General features: G+C 40.3%; 15 protein-coding genes. 2 read left to right on the top strand and 13 right to left on the bottom strand.

What is annotated here, in order from left to right; all coding sequences use genetic code 11:
- Positions 1–7 precede the first annotated feature (7 nt).
- From M2408_RS12685 to M2408_RS12730, 11 genes are all read right to left on the bottom strand, one after another.
- Complete coding sequence (locus M2408_RS12685) at positions 8–1,747, bottom strand: ATP-binding protein (RefSeq protein ID WP_259182320.1); 1,740 nt, start codon at positions 1,745–1,747, stop codon at positions 8–10.
- Position 1,748: 1 nt separating this feature from the next.
- Positions 1,749–2,870 carry a sensor protein KdpD gene (locus M2408_RS12690; RefSeq protein ID WP_259182323.1) on the bottom strand — a complete coding sequence of 374 codons (1,122 nt, stop codon included), beginning with the start codon at positions 2,868–2,870 and terminating at the stop codon, positions 1,749–1,751.
- 131 nt (positions 2,871–3,001) lie between these two features.
- Positions 3,002–3,568 carry a K(+)-transporting ATPase subunit C gene (locus tag M2408_RS12695; protein WP_259182325.1) on the bottom strand — a complete coding sequence of 189 codons (567 nt, stop codon included), beginning with the start codon at positions 3,566–3,568 and terminating at the stop codon, positions 3,002–3,004.
- 79 nt (positions 3,569–3,647) lie between these two features.
- Positions 3,648–5,657, bottom strand: coding sequence for a potassium-transporting ATPase subunit KdpB (gene kdpB / locus M2408_RS12700; RefSeq protein ID WP_259182326.1), 2,010 nt, complete (start codon positions 5,655–5,657; stop codon positions 3,648–3,650).
- A gap of 22 nt (positions 5,658–5,679) precedes the next feature.
- The gene (gene kdpA, locus M2408_RS12705; protein WP_259182328.1) at positions 5,680–7,368 is read right to left on the bottom strand and encodes a potassium-transporting ATPase subunit KdpA; all 1,689 of its coding nucleotides are present in this window, start codon (positions 7,366–7,368) and stop codon (positions 5,680–5,682) included.
- A gap of 105 nt (positions 7,369–7,473) precedes the next feature.
- Positions 7,474–7,551 carry a K(+)-transporting ATPase subunit F gene (gene kdpF / locus M2408_RS26360; protein WP_120259290.1) on the bottom strand — a complete coding sequence of 26 codons (78 nt, stop codon included), beginning with the start codon at positions 7,549–7,551 and terminating at the stop codon, positions 7,474–7,476.
- Complete coding sequence (locus tag M2408_RS12710; RefSeq protein ID WP_120258665.1) at positions 7,548–7,931, bottom strand: hypothetical protein; 384 nt, start codon at positions 7,929–7,931, stop codon at positions 7,548–7,550. Before M2408_RS12710 ends, kdpF begins: the two co-directional genes overlap by 4 nt.
- A 100-nt stretch (positions 7,932–8,031) precedes the next feature.
- Entirely contained in the window at positions 8,032–8,175 is a 144-nt protein-coding gene (locus M2408_RS12715) for a hypothetical protein (RefSeq protein WP_167457155.1), read from the bottom strand.
- Between the two features lie 271 nt (positions 8,176–8,446).
- Positions 8,447–9,781, bottom strand: a complete 1,335-nt coding sequence (locus tag M2408_RS12720) for a sigma-54 dependent transcriptional regulator (protein WP_259182332.1) — start codon at positions 9,779–9,781, stop codon at positions 8,447–8,449.
- Positions 9,782–9,931: 150 nt separating this feature from the next.
- A complete protein-coding gene (locus M2408_RS12725; protein WP_259182333.1) occupies positions 9,932–10,126 on the bottom strand; it encodes a hypothetical protein in 195 nt (64 codons plus the stop codon).
- 235 nt (positions 10,127–10,361) lie between these two features.
- On the bottom strand, positions 10,362–11,780 hold the full coding sequence (locus M2408_RS12730; protein ID WP_259182335.1) for a peptide-N-glycosidase F-related protein: 1,419 nt from the start codon (positions 11,778–11,780) through the stop codon (positions 10,362–10,364).
- 749 nt (positions 11,781–12,529) lie between these two features.
- On the opposite strand from M2408_RS12730, the gene M2408_RS12735 reads away from it, so the two are divergent.
- On the top strand, positions 12,530–13,078 hold the full coding sequence (locus M2408_RS12735; RefSeq protein ID WP_259182336.1) for a hypothetical protein: 549 nt from the start codon (positions 12,530–12,532) through the stop codon (positions 13,076–13,078).
- Positions 12,969–15,005 (top strand): hypothetical protein, encoded by a 2,037-nt coding sequence (locus tag M2408_RS12740; RefSeq protein ID WP_259182338.1) that lies wholly within the window; start codon positions 12,969–12,971, stop codon positions 15,003–15,005. The genes M2408_RS12735 and M2408_RS12740 overlap by 110 nt, the downstream gene beginning before the upstream one ends.
- Before the next feature lie 114 nt (positions 15,006–15,119).
- Here M2408_RS12740 and M2408_RS12745 read toward each other — a convergent pair whose 3' ends face one another.
- Positions 15,120–16,688 carry a discoidin domain-containing protein gene (locus tag M2408_RS12745; RefSeq protein WP_259182339.1) on the bottom strand — a complete coding sequence of 523 codons (1,569 nt, stop codon included), beginning with the start codon at positions 16,686–16,688 and terminating at the stop codon, positions 15,120–15,122.
- A gap of 425 nt (positions 16,689–17,113) precedes the next feature.
- Positions 17,114–18,676 carry a RagB/SusD family nutrient uptake outer membrane protein gene (locus M2408_RS12750; protein ID WP_259182340.1) on the bottom strand — a complete coding sequence of 521 codons (1,563 nt, stop codon included), beginning with the start codon at positions 18,674–18,676 and terminating at the stop codon, positions 17,114–17,116.
- Positions 18,677–18,685: the final 9 nt, after the last annotated feature.

Here is an 18,685-nt window from a genome sequence, read left to right on the forward strand (position 1 = left end):
CATCTAATCACACGGCTTTATTATCCATATTAAGCGTAAAATAAAAGGTACTTCCGGCACCGTACTCACTTTCGACCCAAATCCCTCCGCCCTGTGCTTCGATAAATTCTTTGCTGATACTCAGGCCTAAACCAGTACCTTCTTTTTTGGTGCCGGGAATACGGAAATATCGCTCAAAAATCTTTTTTAGATATTGGGACTGTATTCCTTGTCCGGTATCGGAGACTGAAAACTTGACCTGATTATTCTCCCGTTCCGTTTTGATGGATATCTTCGAATTCTCGTACGAATAACGTATCGCATTGGAAATTAAATTGGTCAGTACCCAAGCCGATTTTTCACTGTCAGTCACAGCTGTAGAGGCATTCTCATCCATTTCAATTGCAATCTGTATGTTTTTATTGTCCGCTGCAGATTTATTGGCATTGACAGCATACTCGATAATAGGTTTGATCTCCGATGGCAGCAGATTGATTTGTATGGATCCGCTTTCGACCTGTGTTATATTGAGCAGTTCTCCTGTTATTTTCAGTAGTCTGTCGGTATCGTCTTTTATCCCATTGATCAGGTCTTTTTGTTCGCCATTTAAAAGACCTACTTTTTCATTCTCTAACAGTTGTACGCCCATTTGAATAGATGAAATAGGTGTTTTAAACTCATGCGATACCGTTCCCATAAAATTTGTTTTGGCAAGATCAAGCTCTTTAAAGGGGGTAATATTACGCAATAGGATCACCTGGCCGATAAATTTAATTTCTGTTTCGCCGGTGGGGACGATATTGATGTCGATGACTTCCTTCTCAAAATAACTTTCTTTACCATCCGCATAGATCTTCAACTGTTCGGCTTTGTTGCTTTTTGGTGCTGGTAGAAAGATGTCTTTTATAATATCCCGGATCAGATCATTGGTGACGGCGATATCTTGTACAGCTTTTCCAATGAAATCTTCTTTCCGCAGTCCTGATATATTCAAGGCTTCATCGTTGGCAAATAGGACCTTTTTATTTTCGTCGATACCAATAACAGGATCATGCATGTTGTCGATCAAGGTTTCGATCCGCTTTTTCCCTTTCAGGATCTTCTCTAATTTGCTGTCCGAATATTCTTCCAGCTTCTCAGCCATAGTATTAAATGATCGTGCCAGATCTCCAAATTCGTTATGTCCGCCAAAGTTGACGCGTTTTGAATAATTTTGGCTGGCAATTTCCTTGATGCTTTCGGTTAGCTCCCGGATGGGATTGGCAATATTGGACGGAAGATTGATCAGTAATATGACAGCGATCAGAAAACAGAGTGCTCCTGTAAATGAGATGATGAGTATTGCTCTGCGGGCAGTTTCATCTGCAATGTTACTTTTTCTACTGATCGCATCCATATTTAGCCGCATTAATTCGGTGATGTCTTTTCGGATGGATGAGCTTAGTTGTGCATCATCGGGTTTATTTTTAAGCGAATTGAAGTGTTTGACAATCAGGTTTGTCCTTTCGATCTCGCCAATTTCAGTGACGTTGCCCATTTGTAGCGTCAAATTATTTTGAAACGTATCGATTGCTGCAGCATCCTTATTGATATCTTCCAGCGCCAGAAGCATATTCCGCGAATAGAGTAAGGTGTTGTAATTGGCAACAAGTATATTATTCGTGTCTCTTTTGAGCTGATTAACATACCATCCGCTAATAACAGCTAGGGCTACGATCAATATAAATAGGAGCCCTACTCCAAATGTTAATTTTGCTTTAATTTTCATTTTATGACAATATTACGAGATCAATATTTTCCTGAGACAATTTATTCAATAATGTATTGAATGTATCGGTTGCGAGTATGACTTTAATCAGATTGATATGCGGTTTACCGATACAGACCGTCGTGATCATACGTTCTTCACATTCTTTGATAATGGCTTTGGTGGCATTCTTGGCCTTTACTTTAATAATTTCAGCCCCCAGTTCGGTAGCCAGTTTAAAATTATTGATGAGATGTCGCTGTTTATCCAATGCGATCCGGTCCACACTTTCTTTGGGGACTTGTACATACATGACATACCACTTGCTATTATAGTAATTGGCCAGACGGGCAGTTTTCCTGATGACATTTTTGGCCGTTTGTTCGTTTGAACTGATGCAGGCCAGAAAACGTTCTTTCTTAACATTTCGATTGAGGACAACTTCCGTTTCGACCTTTCTTTGCACCTGTGAGGCGACTTCTTTTAATGCCAGTTCGCGCAACTGCAGAATATGTTCACTTTTGAAGAAATTGTTGAGGGCTGCGGCTATCTTTGAATTTTCATAAATCTTACCTTCCTTTAGCCTGTTAATCAGCTCCTCTGCCGTTAAGTCGATATTGACAACTTCATCGGCCTGGGCAACCACACTGTCAGGAATTCGTTCTTGCACATCGATACCTGTGATTTCTCTGACTTCATCATTGAGGCTCTCGATATGTTGGATGTTTACAGCGCTGATGACATTGATACCGGCATCAAGGATATCCATTACATCCAGCCATCTTTTTTCGTTTTTACTTCCTTCTATATTTGTATGTGCCAGTTCATCAACGATAACCACTTCGGGACTCAGATTTATAATGGCCTGTACATCCATTTCCTCGAGCTCCTTGCCTTTGTAGAACAATGTTCTCCTTGGGATAATAGGTAGGCCGGCCAGCAACGCATGGGTTTCGATACGCTGATGAGTTTCGATATAGCCGATCCTGACATCGATACCACTCTGTAAAAGCGCATGTGCTTCCTGAAGCATACGGAAGGTCTTCCCAACTCCGGCACTCATCCCGATATAGAGTTTGAATTTACCTCTTCGGGATTTCTGAATCAGATTTAAAAAATGTTCTGCACTTTTTCTTTCATCCATAACATGTGATAACTTTTATAAACTTACAAATTCCCCTTAAACAAATTGCCAAGGGGAATTATTAATCTATCCGCCCTGCTTAGCCGAAAAAGCAGCTAAACAAAACATGATAGGTTCTTGGTTGGAGTTTTTTATCTGCTCGCCAGCTTATCCAAGGCGATGTTGAGCTTTAACACATTGATTTTTTGAGGACCGAAAATTCCCCATAAAGGGCTTTCAGTATTTTCCTCGATCAATTGATTTATTTTCTGTTCTTCGATACCTCGTACAGTAGCGATACGTTTGACCTGAACTTTGGCCGCCTGAACAGAAAAATTTGGATCTAATCCACTTCCACTTGCGGTAATCAGATCGACGGGTATTTCGGATTTTTTGATACCAGGGTTGTGTACTAAAAATGTATCGATACGTGCCTGCACCTGACCAAGATATTCTTCATTTGAAGGCCCTTTGTTACTCGCTCCTGAACCGGCAGCATTATAATTTACGGCAGACGGTCTCGACCAAAAGTATTTGTCGGCTGTGAAGGCCTGACCAATATTTGAATAGTACTTTTTACCATTATGCTCAATGATTTTTCCCTTTCCCGCGTTGGAGGAAAACTGGGCCATTCCCCAGACAGCTAATGGATAGATCACTGTAAAGAACAGGATCATAATGATGGTCAGCTTTAATGCGGGTAAAATGTGTTTTTTCATTTCAGTTATATTTTATGAGGGTAAAACTGCAAGGAAACAAGTCCTGTGAGATTTTATCCCTCTTGATTTATTTTACGGATTAAAAGAAAATAGCGACGAACATATCAATCACCTTAATACCTAGAAAAGGAACGGCAATCCCGCCCAATCCGAATATGAGTAGGTTTCGGCGCAATAAGGCGCTTGCTCCAATCGGTTTATAGGCAACACCTCTAAGTGCCAACGGAATCAACATCGGAATAATAATGGCATTGAAAATAACGGCAGATAAAATAGCGCTTTCTGGGCTGTGCAATTTCATGATATTGAGCCCCTGTAGCGCTGGAATAGCGGTGATAAACAGGGCCGGAATAATCGCAAAATATTTAGCGACATCATTGGCGATACTAAAGGTCGTTAATGTTCCCCTGGTCATTAATAATTGTTTACCGATTTCAACCACCTCGATCAGTTTTGTCGGGTCGTTGTCTAGGTCAACCATATTTCCGGCTTCTTTTGCGGCCTGCGTGCCCGAATTCATGGCAACGCCCACATCGGCCTGCGCCAAAGCTGGAGCGTCATTTGTTCCATCACCCATCATAGCCACTAAGCGGCCTTCGGATTGCTCTTTTTTGATGTAGTTCATTTTGTCCTCTGGTTTGGCTTCGGCGATAAAATCATCCACACCAGCTTTATCGGCAATAAACTTCGCGGTCAAGGGGTTGTCACCCGTTACCATCACTGTTTTGATCCCCATTTTACGAAGACGTTCAAACCTTTCATGAATACCGGGTTTGATGATATCTTGTAGTTCGATCACGCCTAGGGCGATGTCATTTTCGGAAACCACTAGTGGTGTTCCTCCATTTTGGGAGATCGCCTTAACACTTTCCTCGACTTCTTCTGGGAATCTATTGCCAGCTCCTGTAACAAGATTTTTAATCGCATCAGTTGCACCTTTTCGGATACGTATGTTTTCATAGTCTATACCTGAACTTCGTGTCTCAGCTGTAAACTTGATGAATGCAGGGTTCTTCACTTCATAGCTCAGCGGATTGATTCCGGCAAGTTCTATAATAGATTTACCTTCGGGCGTTTCATCAGCCATAGAGCTCAATACAGCTGCTTTTATTAATTTTTTCTCATCAATACCGTGTGCGGGGTGAAAATGAGTAGCCTTACGGTTACCGATGGTTATTGTTCCTGTTTTGTCCAATAATAATACATCAATATCACCTGCTGTTTCCACAGCCTTACCACTTTTGGTAATGACATTTGCACGTAGGGCTCTGTCCATTCCGGCGATACCTATTGCTGAAAGTAATCCCCCAATTGTCGTCGGGATAAGACAGACAAATAGGGAAATGAATGATGCAATGGTGATTCCGACATTCGCATGATCTGCAAATGGTTTTAATGTCACACAGACGATGATAAATACCAATGTAAAGCCTGCCAGTAAAATAGTCAAGGCGATTTCATTGGGTGTTTTTTGTCTTGAAGCACCTTCTACCAGGGCGATCATTTTATCAAGGAAGCTCTCACCGGGTTGTGTGGTTACCTGCACGACTATTTTATCGGAAAGCACCTTGGTTCCACCTGTTACGGAGCTTTTGTCTCCACCTGCTTCCCGAATGACGGGGGCGGATTCACCGGTGATGGCACTTTCATCAATTGTGGCAAGTCCTTCCACGATCTCACCATCTGAGGGGATAATATCGCCGGCTTCGCAGACGAAAATATCGCCTTTTTTTAACTGGGCAGAGGAGATGGTCTGGCCGCTTTTAAGTTTGGCTGGAGTTTCTTCTCTTGTTTTGCGCAGGCTATCCGCCTGCGCTTTTCCCCTTGCTTCGGCAATGGCCTCAGCAAAGTTGGCAAACAACAGTGTGAGTAATAATATGACAAATACGGCAAAGTTGTAACCAAAACTTCCCTGTCCTTGTGCTCCTGCCAAGGTCCATAAACTGACGATCAGCATGACCACAGTTCCGATCCATACGGTAAACATAACCGGATTGCGGAACATTGTTTTCGGGTTTAGTTTCACAAAAGACTGTTTCAGTGCTTCCTGTACCATGTCTTTTTGAAACAGTGATGTATTTTTGTTCATTTCTAATTTCTTTAATCAATGTTTAATAAAGTGAGAAGTACTCCGCAATAGGGCCTAATGCCAATGCAGGGAAAAAGGAAAGTGCAGCGACAATGGCTATGACGGCAAATACCATAAGGCCGAAAGTTGCTGTATCTGTTTTCAATGTTCCATCTCCCTCAGGAATAAATTTCTTTTCAGCCAATAAACCGGCGATGGCCACAGGTCCGATAATCGGTAAGAAGCGGGACAGAATGAGTACGAAACCTGTACTGACGTTCCACCATAGGGTGTTGTCTCCCAATCCTTCAAAGCCGCTACCATTATTTGCTGCCGATGATGTGTATTCGTAAAGCATTTCACTAAAGCCGTGGAATCCAGGATTGTTTAGCGTTGCTGCGGTGTATTGTGGTAATGCAGCTGCTAAAGCTGTGCCCACCAGGATTAGAAATGGATGCAGCAGTGCGATAATCATCGCGATTTTCATTTCTCTGGCTTCCACTTTTTTTCCTAAAAACTCAGGTGTCCGACCAACCATCAGTCCACTGATAAATACGGCAAGAATGATGAAAATAAAGAAGTTCAGGATACCTACGCCACAACCGCCGTAGAAGGCATTTATCATCATGGCAAGCAACTCATTCATACCGGATAGAGGCATGGTGCTATCGTGCATGGCATTAATCGAGCCTGTCGAGATTACCGTGGTCACGATACTCCAAAAACCGGATGCGGGCGCTCCAAAGCGAATCTCTTTACCCTCCATTGCTCCGAGAGAATTATCGACTCCCATCGCAGCAATCGCTGGATTACCTTTGGTCTCCATCATAATATTCGGAATGACAAGCAAAAGGAAGCCGACTGTCATGACACCAAATATCATCCAGGAGAGCTTCCGCCGTTTGATGAAGATACCTAGCGCAAAAATCATGGCTAAGGGGATAATCATCTGCGCGACCATCTCGACCATATTGGAGAGATACGAAGGATTTTCAAATGGGTGGACAGAGTTTGCACCATAAAATCCACCGCCATTTGTTCCGATATGTTTAATGGCTACAAAGGCTGCAGCAGGACCTCTCGACACGGCTACAGTATCACCTTGCAGCGTTGTAATGGTGTCTTTTCCTTCAAAAGTCATTGGTGTACCCTCAAAAGCAAGGATGATAGCCACAAGCAATGAAAGCGGTAATAATATACGTGTACATGATTTTACAAAATAGATGTAAAAATTTCCCAATGTACTTGCTGTGCGATCACGGAATGCTCTGAATACAAGTACGGCAGCTGCCATACCGATACCCGCACTTACAAATTGTAGGAACATCAACCAGTATTGTCCCAGATAACTGAGTCCGGTCTCACCTGAATAGTGTTGCAGGTTACAGTTAACGACAAATGAAATGACAGTGTTGAATGCGAGATCCGCCGACATACTCGGATTATTGTCCGGGTTCAGTGGCAGGCTGCCCTGTGTCATCAAGATGAGCATACCCATTAAAAACCAGATCATATTGATGCTGACCATCGCTACCATCTGTTGTTTCCAGTTCATTTCCGTCTGTGGATTGATCCCGCTGACTTTATAAAAGATTCGCTCTATGGGATTAAATATGGGGTCAAGCAGTGTTTTTTCGCCTCCATAGACTTTTGCAATGTATTTGCCTAACGGTATTGCAAGCAATACTGTTATGACAAACATTACGATTATTCCTAAAATTTCTGTATTCATTTCTGTTAATATTATTTAATTTCTCTACATACTATCTGATGAAATTCTGTTGTCCCTTATCTACATAAGATTTTAACCTTTTCTTCTTTCATCAGCTATTGTGATTTAAAATTTCTCTGGTTTTAGCAGTACGTAGCAGATGTAAACGAATACACCAATAGCTACCACAAATAGTGCTGTCATATAAAAGATTTTTGAGTGATATAGCTGTTGCTTTGCAACAAATAAATTTGTTTAAGATTTTTTGGAATCTGCTGATACATATAGATCCATTCTTCGGATGTGCATCTTCTTTTCATTCCCCGAAAAGAACGCACAAAGAGATTTTCGATGATGTTGCGTACCTGTTCATTTCCCCTTCTATAAAGCCATCCCATATATTTTAATCGATTGCCAATTTTTTCGATCTGGCCATTAGAAAGTAGGTAATTGATATGGTTCACAATGGCCTGAAATATCCCAGCAAAATTTCTTCGGGATGATAGGTCATTGATTTCTTCTTTTATTTCCCCATAATGATCGGCAAGATATTGACTTGCGGATTGTTCATTTATTTTATTCATTCTTACTAGATTTTATCAAAAAAGTCAATTGACTTAATGAATAGACCGAAGCAGGCTACTCCTGCCAGTATTAATATTAATGTGATCATTTTGTGATTGATTAGACTGTACTATACTGTTTTATTATTGCTCCGAAAATCAATACCACAAGTGTTGCAAAGAACAATAAGTGATAAGATTTTAACCATTTAGGGAACGATAGTGGTTCTTGTTCCTGTTCCCATTTAACATCTGTCTTGCTCATTTTTATTTATTTTATATCCGATATGCCAAAATGTATTCCAATAGTTTTTGTGGTGGTGTAATTGATTGTTTTTTAGTTTGTTGTGATTTATTTTTAGATGTGTTGAAAACAAATAACCTATCATTTTGATAAGGTGGATTATCAAAATGATAGGTTATTGTTTTTTACATAAAAAGCGGATAGGAATAGCAGCTGATTGATCTCTGCAGGCTGTTGCTGTTGATAGGAATATTCTTGGATTGGGTTTTAATGGGCGTAAATTTGCCCATTTCTAGGATATTTTATAGTGGTCTATTTTTCGGTATAGGGTTGCTAAGCCTATTTCTAAGAGTCTCGCTGTTTCTGTTTTATTGCCTTGGGTGTAGTTTAATATTTTCAGGATATGTGTTTTTTCTACGCTGGCCATCGAAAATGTTGACCTCATCGCACTGTCTTTGTTGTCTTGTTGCAGGTCTATTGGCAGGGTATCTAAGGTGAGGATCTCATCGTCTGCTAATATCACGCTTCGTTCGATCACATTTTTCAGCTCACGGATATTGCCTTTCCAGGCATTTCTCTCCAATGCGCCGAGATATTCTTCTGTTAATGTCAATGCGCGTCGATTGGACTTTACGGCAAACCAACTGACAAAGTGTTCTGCCAATAATTGAATGTCTTTGGATCTTTCGCGCAAGGAGGGAAGTGGTATTGCAAAGACCGATAAGCGATAAAAGAGGTCATTCCTAAAATTACCGAGTTCAATTTCATTTTCTAAATTGCGATTTGTGGCTGCAATGATGCGGACATCTACTTTGGTGGGTTTGTTATCGCCCACGCGCAGGAATTCACCTGTTTCCAATACACGTAATATTTTGGCCTGTAGCTCTATTTCCATTTCACCGATCTCATCCAGGAAGATTGTTCCTTTGTGCGCTTCTTCAAAGAGTCCTTTTTGATCTTTGGTCGCACCTGTAAAAGCGCCGGCTTTATGTCCGAACAGTTCGTTTTCAAGGAGCTCTTTGCTGAATGCTGAGCAATTGATTGCTACAAAATTGTGATTTGCACGCAAGCTGGCCAGATGTATTGCCTGAGCAAAAACCTCTTTTCCGGTTCCGGTTTCTCCGGTCAGTAGTACAGTGGTCTCGGAGGTCGCGACTCTTTTAGCCAGATCAATTGCCTTCATGATGGATTTAGACCGTCCGATGATCTTATCAAAAGAATGTTTTTCACCAAGCTGCTTTTCGAGTTTTTGAACTTTTTTATTGAGCACGGCCTTTTCCCCGGCTTTGTACAGCAGTGGAATTATTCTGTCGTTGTCGTTCCCTTTGGTGATATAGTCAAAAGCACCGTTTTTGATGGCGTCGACACTGTCCGGGATATTCCCAAAAGCAGTTAAAAGAATAATTTCGACTGCAGGATATTTGCTTTTGATAATCTTGGCTGTCTCTACGCCATTCCCATCGGGAAGTTTGACGTCAGATACAATGACATCTATCTCTTCCAGTTCTAATTGTTTTAAGCCTGATTTGATACTGGAGGCCTGAAAGACCTCAAAGCCTTCGAAGCTAATAATTTTTGATAACAAGTTCCTCAACTTGTCTTCATCGTCAATGATAAGTACTTTCACGTGATATAATTTCCTGTTGATAAAGCATGGCAGACGCTACATGTCGCGATCATGTTGTAGCTTAGCTTTCAGTTAGCCTCTGTATTTGCGAATTTCGAGCTTCAATAGCTTGCTTGAACGCTGAGTGTGTTATAAAATTACCTAATCGGGCTATCTCGATATCGTGATTTTGCTTGAACTGTAGTGGCTATTGCCATCCATTCTTTTTGCACCAAAATGTTTTAAAACTGCCCCAAAAGCGACTACTACAATGACGGCGCATAGCAGGAGGTGATAGGATTTGAGCCACTTTGGAAATGATGGCGGTTCCACTTCCTGTTTCCATTTTATATTCAATCTGTTCATTTCTGATTTATATTAGTTTTATTTTAAATCAAAATTTACTCCAGCAATGGTTTTTTATTTGTAATATATTGGATTTTAGTTAGTTGTGGTTATTTGGTGCCGGCATAGCTTGAATAGATGCCTATCATTTTGAGAAGGTTATTTTCAAAATGATAGGCTAACGTTTTACAGCATAATGTATATCCACAACCTAAATATGTATTAAGCAGATCGTGGGCATTGGAATGTGTTAAAATTAGATTTTTTCAATTTTTAGGGATGATATCTTATCATTAAAGTTTTTGTTGATTAGGCAGGTTTCATTTGCAGTAAGTACTAAGGAAGCCCCAGTAAAGTTGTCCCCGTCGTAAAGGGTGACCTTATAGTTTGCTGGAATTTTGAGCGAAGAAATATCATTGTTATTGATTCCTTTTGCAAGCATTTGAGCAGTTGTATAGGAGCCAATGGCAAGGATAGCATTGTTGCCGGCATAATCGCAATGTTGAAATAGTGTAGCACCTAGGACACGGGTACCGATTAGACTAATGGAGATCTGAATGCTACCTCCGTAGTCGCTTCTGCCAGCGACGTTCTGTGTCATGTCAAGTTTGAGCTCATGGGTTCCTTTGGTCAATTTGTTGGTCAGCAAGGTTGTATGCGGTGGAACGGTGTCGCTTTGACAATAATTTCTTGTAGGATAGTTCCATAGGCCGGGTTGTACAGTTCCGTTGGCTACAGACGGGTTTCGTTGTTGGTAGCGTTGCTCGGGTATACAGACCATACGTGTACTGTAGGAATCTATTTGCTGGTTGTCTAACTTTAAGACATTTGTCGTATAGTAGCCTTCAGGTCCAGTGTAAATGACCCTAATTTTTGCATTGGTAATATCGTCAGGAACAGTAAAAGATCTGCTGATGGACTTGGTCTGTGACAATGTGCTGCCCAATCCAGCAAAACCAACGATCGGTAAAGTATAGTTGTCTTTTTGCCAGGAACTTAAGTCGGTGTTGCCTGAACTTGTTAAGGTTAGATCGGTTTTGTATGTATAGGAACTATTACCGGGTTGCCCCTGACTGGATGCAATCCAAACTGTCGAATCCTGATCTTTGAGTGCTGAGGCAAAGGGACTGATATCGAACGTGTAGGGTACTACTGGAGAGCTGGTTGTAATCGTAACTAAGCCGCTTTGATTCCATACGGTAGAGAGGTAGGGAAGAATATAACGCGCTATTTCTACCCGACCTGTCTGATATGCAGTTGTCAAGACGGGGTCGTTTTCTGTCGATGGAACTGTTGTTCCCTTGGCAGTTTTAAAATAATAGAGATACCCGAATGGTTCTGTTTGGGCCGTTCCGGCATATACATTGAGGTTGAGTGCTAATGTGGCCCCCAGTCCCTGCTGTTGTAAGTCAGTTAGTTTGGTCGCATACACCAATTTGTCATAATTGCCGACTTCGAGCGCCACAGTACTGGAATTGATGTTGGATACTTTATTTGCAGGATAAAACAATACACCTTCCTGAAGTTTCACTTCACCAATATTAGGCGTAGTCACTTGTGCCCGAGTTGAAATTTTCGGAAGTACATCTTCCTTTTCGGATTGTTTTTGGCAGGAGGCCAGCGAAAACAGTCCCATAGCTAGCGCTAATGGTAGTTTAAATTTTAATGATCTCATATTATATTAAGTTTAAAAATGTAATCTGCTGGTTTCTCTATCCTGAATGCATGTCCAAGGAACAATGATTCGATTAGCTGTCTGTTATAGCCACAAACAGTAAGAAACATATGATCTCTTTAGGAGCCTGTTATAACTGATTTATTGCGACTAAGGAAGCCTTAATATTAAAACTAATATAAAGTATATCTATAATAACTTTTGCTATCTTTTATGTTTTTTTTAAAAACTTTTAAAAACTTTACTATTTGGATTGCAAATCTATTTCTCCTTTTTATGCAAAATGATGGGCTAAATAAGTAATAAACGATGATTACCATGTTAGGGTAAATCTTTTGGTTTGTTTGCTGGTGGGGTAATTTTATTTTTCTAATGTTAATAAAATGTAATTTAATTTTTAGAAATGTAACAGGGCGCCCGCTAGTCTTTTAAGATAATTTAGATAATGGTCAGATTTTTTTCTTGTCATTAGAGGTAAATGGAGTTATGAATGTGGTATACAAAGAAAACTAAAAGGGACTGGGTGAATGCAATCGTAAATGGTGAATTGTGGGCGAGCAAGCCATGGCGAAGTATAATATCCAGAACAGAAGACTAGTCATTGCTTGACTAAGAAAATATTTGCGGGAAATAAAATATTATCTCCAAAATCAGGTTTTATTGGTAGTATCATTGTAAACATTGGTATTATGGTTTTAGATTTTCCGTTCACCAAAGGATAAATTTGTTTTAACAATTTTATCCAAATAATGAATAGACTATTATTTCTTATTTACCTTTTGCTTACGAATTTAAGTGCGTTTTCACAAGGAACCATTTCTATAAGTCAAAAGGGGAGTGACCTCGAAATCGGTAACTCTTCTTCTATTTTACGATTTAATTTGGAGATGGGGACCTTTGATGTCCTAAATAATAAAGGAGATAAATTGATTTCAAATGCCTTTTTTCAAGCTGAGGCATGGCAATCCAAAGATAAAGGTGCAAAGCGGACTTGGTCGCAAAAAAATATTAAGGACGAGCTCGGGAAGGGAAAGTTATTGATGATCCGATCGGAGATTGCTGATGGATTTGGAATTGATTGGTCGGTTTCGATGTATGAAGGAGAATCGTTTTATGTGTTTAAGATGGAGGTAACCAATAATACTTCGGAACCCAAGCACCTACGTATGTTTTACCCATTGATTAGCCATGACATTTACAATGGGAGGGATCTTCAATCTAATTATCGAGTATTGGACGGAAACGGAGGGGGGGAGTCCTACACGTGTTACCAGCTTGGATACGATCGTAAGTTTTAACAATTTGCTTGTGAGGACAGGGAAATTAGACAATCCCGATATTCTTGTTGCAGGAGGTGTGAGCTATGTTGACTTTGAGAAATTTGTACGTCTGGTACGTGGGGATAAAAGTCTAAAATTATCAATGTATGCTGCTGATCCAGTGGGCAAACGTATCGATCCGGGACAAAGATACCAAAATAATGAAAAGTTCTACTTGTGTTTGGATAACCAGGATCCGTTTCGGGCTTTGGAATCCTATGCAACGGTATTGAAACGGGTACAAGATATTCAGTTAAGCTATTACGACTTTCCGACAGAATGTCTTTGGTACGCGTCCTATTTTAATAATGATAAAAGTCGCGCAAAATTTAATAATACGAAAGGTGCAGTAGAAGAGATGGATAATGCTATCCGTTCGGGGATTACGAAATATACAAAGGTTGCCATTAGACTTGTGCCGGATGCGTATGGGCAAAATAATCAACAAGGATGGTGGGATGATTTGCATTGGGGGAAATATAATGAACCCATGTCAACCGAACTTCCACACTATACTGCTCCCTTTTTAACGACTGCATCTTGGGCAAAGGAGATTATAAAAAAAGGAGGCTATCCATTTACCTATATGCAATCTGCCCGACGCTCCGAAGACTTTGTGAAATTGCATCCAAATTGGATGATGTTTAATGATCCATATCGTAAATATTATGGTAATCAATCCTTGGAACTTTTGAAAGAAAGCACATATTTTAATGAATTTGGAAATGGCTATACCAAACAATGGTGGCAAGATGAAGATCGACAGCTGTGGGGGTATGATTTTACTGATCATGGATTTATCGAACATATGAAAGAAGTATATTCGAATCTAAAAGAAGCTGGGATTAAAGGAGTATTTTATGACTATCCTGAGAATACAGCATGGGCTTATGAGGGCGGGTTTGAAGATAAGTATGCGACAACGGCCTTCGCTTATAGAAATATGTTCAAGATTGCATATGAAGGTTTGGGCAAAGGTACATTTTTGCAAGAGAGAAATATTGTTCGAGGCTCTGACATTGCTTTAGGCGCTATAGCATCGCAACGGGTGTGGGCAGACACTGATGGGATCACACCAAAGATGATTAGCTACTGTGGATTGCGCTGGTACAAAAATAGGCAAGTAATCAACTATGATATGGATTCGAAAGATCCAAGTGATGCTTTGCCAGTTGGTCATAGTGATGGAAATAGGGCTATGTTGACCATGTCTTACGTAACAAGTGGACGGTTCCTCCTTGGTCGAAGTTTTTCTCAGCTTACTGCGACTCAGCTACATGACTTGAGTAGGACTTTTCCTTATCATAACACCACACAGAGCGCGAGACCGCTGGATGCATTTAATGGAACTTCAACTTATCCTCGTGTCTATGATTTTGCGATAAATTCCAACTGGCATCAGCTCACTCTTTATAACGACCATTTAACGCAGGAAAATACAATAGAGGTTTTCCCTTCAAAATCCCTAAATGAAGGAGGAATGCAGCTGGACAAAAAGGGACAGTTTTACCTATATGATTTTTGGAACGATAAATTTTTGGGGCTAGTAGATCATTCGACAAAAATTGTTCAATCTCTTAGGCCTGGAGAGGCTAGGATGATCGCTGTACATCGAAAGGAAGATCATCCACAATTTATTTCTACCAATAGGCATATTATGCAAGGCTATATTGATTTGAGAGATGTGTTATGGAATAATAAAGGTCAACAACTACTTGGAACTTCGTCGGTAGTTCAGGATGATCCTTATGAACTTGTGATTGCCTGTAATGGAAAAAAACCAAAAAAAATAGTGATATCGTCTGGATCAGGCAAAATACTTCCCTTAGATGAAAAAAATGGAATATACAAATTACATATAATGAGCAACGAAAATGCAGAAATCAAATGGAGGATTTCTTTCTAAGCTATTGCTGGTCGTGCCGAAAACTATAAAAACATCCGTTTTAATTCAAGGACTGCCCCATAAAGTGTGTGACTTTTTGGGGCAGTGCATTTTAGTAGCTAACTTTTTTATTTGTCAGTCCTTATAGGTGCCGATTTCGCTTAATGCAGCCCATTGTGTGCCGTCTGTAGCACTTGTAATAGTCACTTTAAAATACCTGAAATTAAGTGTTGAAGCTAATTTAACATCAGTTGGACCTGCGGCATTCGGAAGCACATAGCTTCCGGCATTTTGCCAAGTTATGTTGTCTGAACTCACCTGAATCTGAATATCTTTGGGTTTACTACCCCCCGCACGTTGAACAAAAGTAAAACGATTGACAGGTTTTATTGTTGCCATATCGATCGTGAAATAATGCGGATGGGTGGAGCTTGTTCCAGTCCAGCGACTTACCCATTGTGTACTTCTGTCATTATCAATTAAGTTGATCGCAAAACCGTTTTCGGCCTGCGACTCTTCTGAACTGAAGTTTAGCAGCGACCAGTTACTTTTATTGTATTCAGGCCTGTCACCAAATTGGATATCTGGCTTCCCACTGATCATTTGATAGCTGTAGCTGTTGACATGTCTATACCCATTTTCGTGGATTAAACTGATTGTAAAATCATTTTGATAATTACCACGATCTTTAAATTCTGTAATAGCTATTTCGGTATAGAAGCTATCTACCCCGATGGGAGAAACCACCCAATTTTCGGAATCATAGTTTCCATCACCGGCACTTCGTTTGGGGTCGTTGGTGAAGCCTATAAAATTGACTTTCTTGTTACTACTGAATTTTCCTGATACAATTACTTTTTGGGATGCATCATCATAGTGCGCATGTAAGCTCTTGATTTTTGCTCCAGGATCTTGATACCAGTCTGTGCGAGCAGTGCTGCTGAATACCTGCCCATTACCCAGTACAGCACAGTCCCATGCATCTAGATATGTAGGTGCTACAACAAATGTTCCGCCATTACCTGTAATAATTGGAGTGCCATACAATGCATTTTGAGAGACCAGACCGCCATTGTGCGGAAGGTTGAGACCATGCATCATCTCATGCGTATTACCTCCTATCCAAGAAGAAGCAAGTCCAGCCGTATCAGTTCGGCCCATATTGACAATTTCCATATCCGGAAAGTCTATCCCATAACATTTAGTGCCTATCCCGTAATAAGGCGCCATTTGCTTTCCATATTTATTCACCGTAGTCAAGATAAAGTAATGGTCGCTGGATTTTTGATGGGTCATAAAATAATCGCTGATCTCCTGCCACATGGCGGGTTCACCACCATCGTAAGGATAGGATGAAGTTGGCAATTTACCCTGAATGACATGAATCTTAACACGATTGGATGCATTTTTGAGTAAACCAAACGTCTTAGCTCCATATCCCCAGTGTTGCATCCATGTCTTTACAAAATTTTGTTTGTACAGTAGATTTTCGCTTATACGTCTTTCATAGTCGGCATTCGGTACCATGTCAGATGGTACAAATAGGACGATATTGAGATTGTACGGATGATCCGAAGTGTAAACGGTGTCAAGCGCGTTGGATAACGAATCATTTAATGGAGAAAGTGCAAATTGGCTCTTTCGACAAGAACTCAGTGACGTTAGCACTGCGACAATAATAACGATGTTTAAAAAAATTCTCATAATTTATATTGGGGTTAGTAAGTAAATCCCTATGTATCGAGTGTTGAATAAATTGGTTGTGATAAGTAAAATAATCTCTTAATCTTTATAGAATGACTTATTTTTAATGTCTAAACTAAATTAATAGGGATTTGTATTTTATTTTAAAAGTTTATTGCTTAATATGTAAACTTTTTTAACCCTTTCGACTTGATTATATGTTGATTTGGCCGCTATCTATTGAACGAAGGAACTATGATTTGTTCGTCGAATGTTTTTTCGATCAAACGGCATTTGAAGACTACAAAATAAATTGGATGAAAACAACAATTCGAATTCAGAAATAAAAATGGGGAGGAAATATGGATTAAAGATCTGCTTTCTGTGGATGAAAAAGGTGAATACAGTCTGATGTATATGCATCGGACTGTATTCTTTTAATAGGACTAGTAACCTGGATTCTGCTGATCTTTCATATTTGGTGCGTTGTCGATATCTTTCTGTGGGAAAGGCATCAAATAGTCTTTTTCTTTTCGGAATATTCTTTTTTCTGTTACTCCCTTGGTTTGTCCACCATTTAAGACGATGGATCTATTGAGTACCTCCTCGGCGATTTTCCAGCGACGTATATCCGAATAGTATAGTCCTTCGCCTGCAAACTCTATCCTTCGTTCGTGACGGATACGCTCACGCATTTGTTCCTTGTTGAGTCCGGCTGGCAAAGCTGGCATCTTAACGGATGGCCTTGCACGTACCTGATTGACGGCTGTGTAGACTTCCGCCGTTGGACCAGATAGTTCATTCAACGCTTCGGCGTACATTAAGAGGATATCGGCATAACGAATGACAATACCATTAATCTGAGAAAGACCGGTTCCTCCAATGGCGTTAGAAAGGCTCGTGTTGTTGTCATATATGGTATACTTTTTATAACTATATCCTGTATAAACACCAGCCCAGCCATCTTCGGTGACAGGATAAGGAACAGAATTGTATAATACACCTTTTCTGAATATTGTCTGGTCAAGCCTTGGATCTCTGTTATTATTCGGATCTTTGGGGTCTACAATAGGATTACTAGCGCTGTATTTACTACCATCTTTCATCTCGTATTCGTCAACAAGATCTTGTGTTGGCTCTATTGAACTCCAGCCAGGGGCATTTGTAGGAGCATAAATGCCTAAGTAAATATCCCAGCTTGTAGGAAACCTAGGCTGTAGAAATTGGACATCGAAGATCACTTCGCTATTGTTTTCATTCGCTTCTAAAAAAAGCCCACGATAATTTGGAAACAATTGATATCCTAATTTCATCACTTCGGAGGCCGATTTTACAGCATCATTCCATTTATTTTGGTAAAGATTGATCCGTGTTAATAAACCATAAGCTGATCCTTTTGTTACCCTTCCTTTTTCTGCTGGTTCTACAGGTAGGAGTCCCGCAGCAGTAGTCAGATCTTTTTCTACCTGTGCGTAAACTTCTTCCTTAGTGCTTTTCTTTGCGTTAATCTGCTCAATGTTAGGAGAATCCAACACGAGAATAACTCCGCCCCAATAGTTTACGAGTAGGGAATAGTAATATGCTCTTAGAAAATATGCTTCACCCTTCATGACGGCTTTTCGCTCTTCGTTCATCTGAATTTTATCGATGTTCGCCAAAAAGTTGTTTGTTGCAGATATACCACCATAAGCACCGGTATAAACTCCGCCCATACCACCTAAACTAGTGGGCGTTTGTGCACTGAGCGAAATATTCTTCCATCCTTCCCAGGGGTAATTGCTATAGGCATTTGGTGTTAAGACATCCAGATAGGGAAGTACTTCGGTCGTGACGTCCCAAAGTGCCGAATAACAGCCAATATTGGCGGCTTTGGCATCTTCCTCTGTTTTCCAAAAGACCTCAGGCGAGACCGAGTCCTGCGGAAGCTTATTCAGAAAGTCTTTTTTACAGGAAATAGCGAATAAGGATAGTACCGCTAGTCCAACCGTGATATATTTTGTTTTAATCATGAGATACTT

Source organism: Sphingobacterium sp. BIGb0165 (assembly GCF_024810095.1).
GTDB classification, from domain to species: Bacteria; Bacteroidota; Bacteroidia; order Sphingobacteriales; family Sphingobacteriaceae; genus Sphingobacterium; species Sphingobacterium detergens.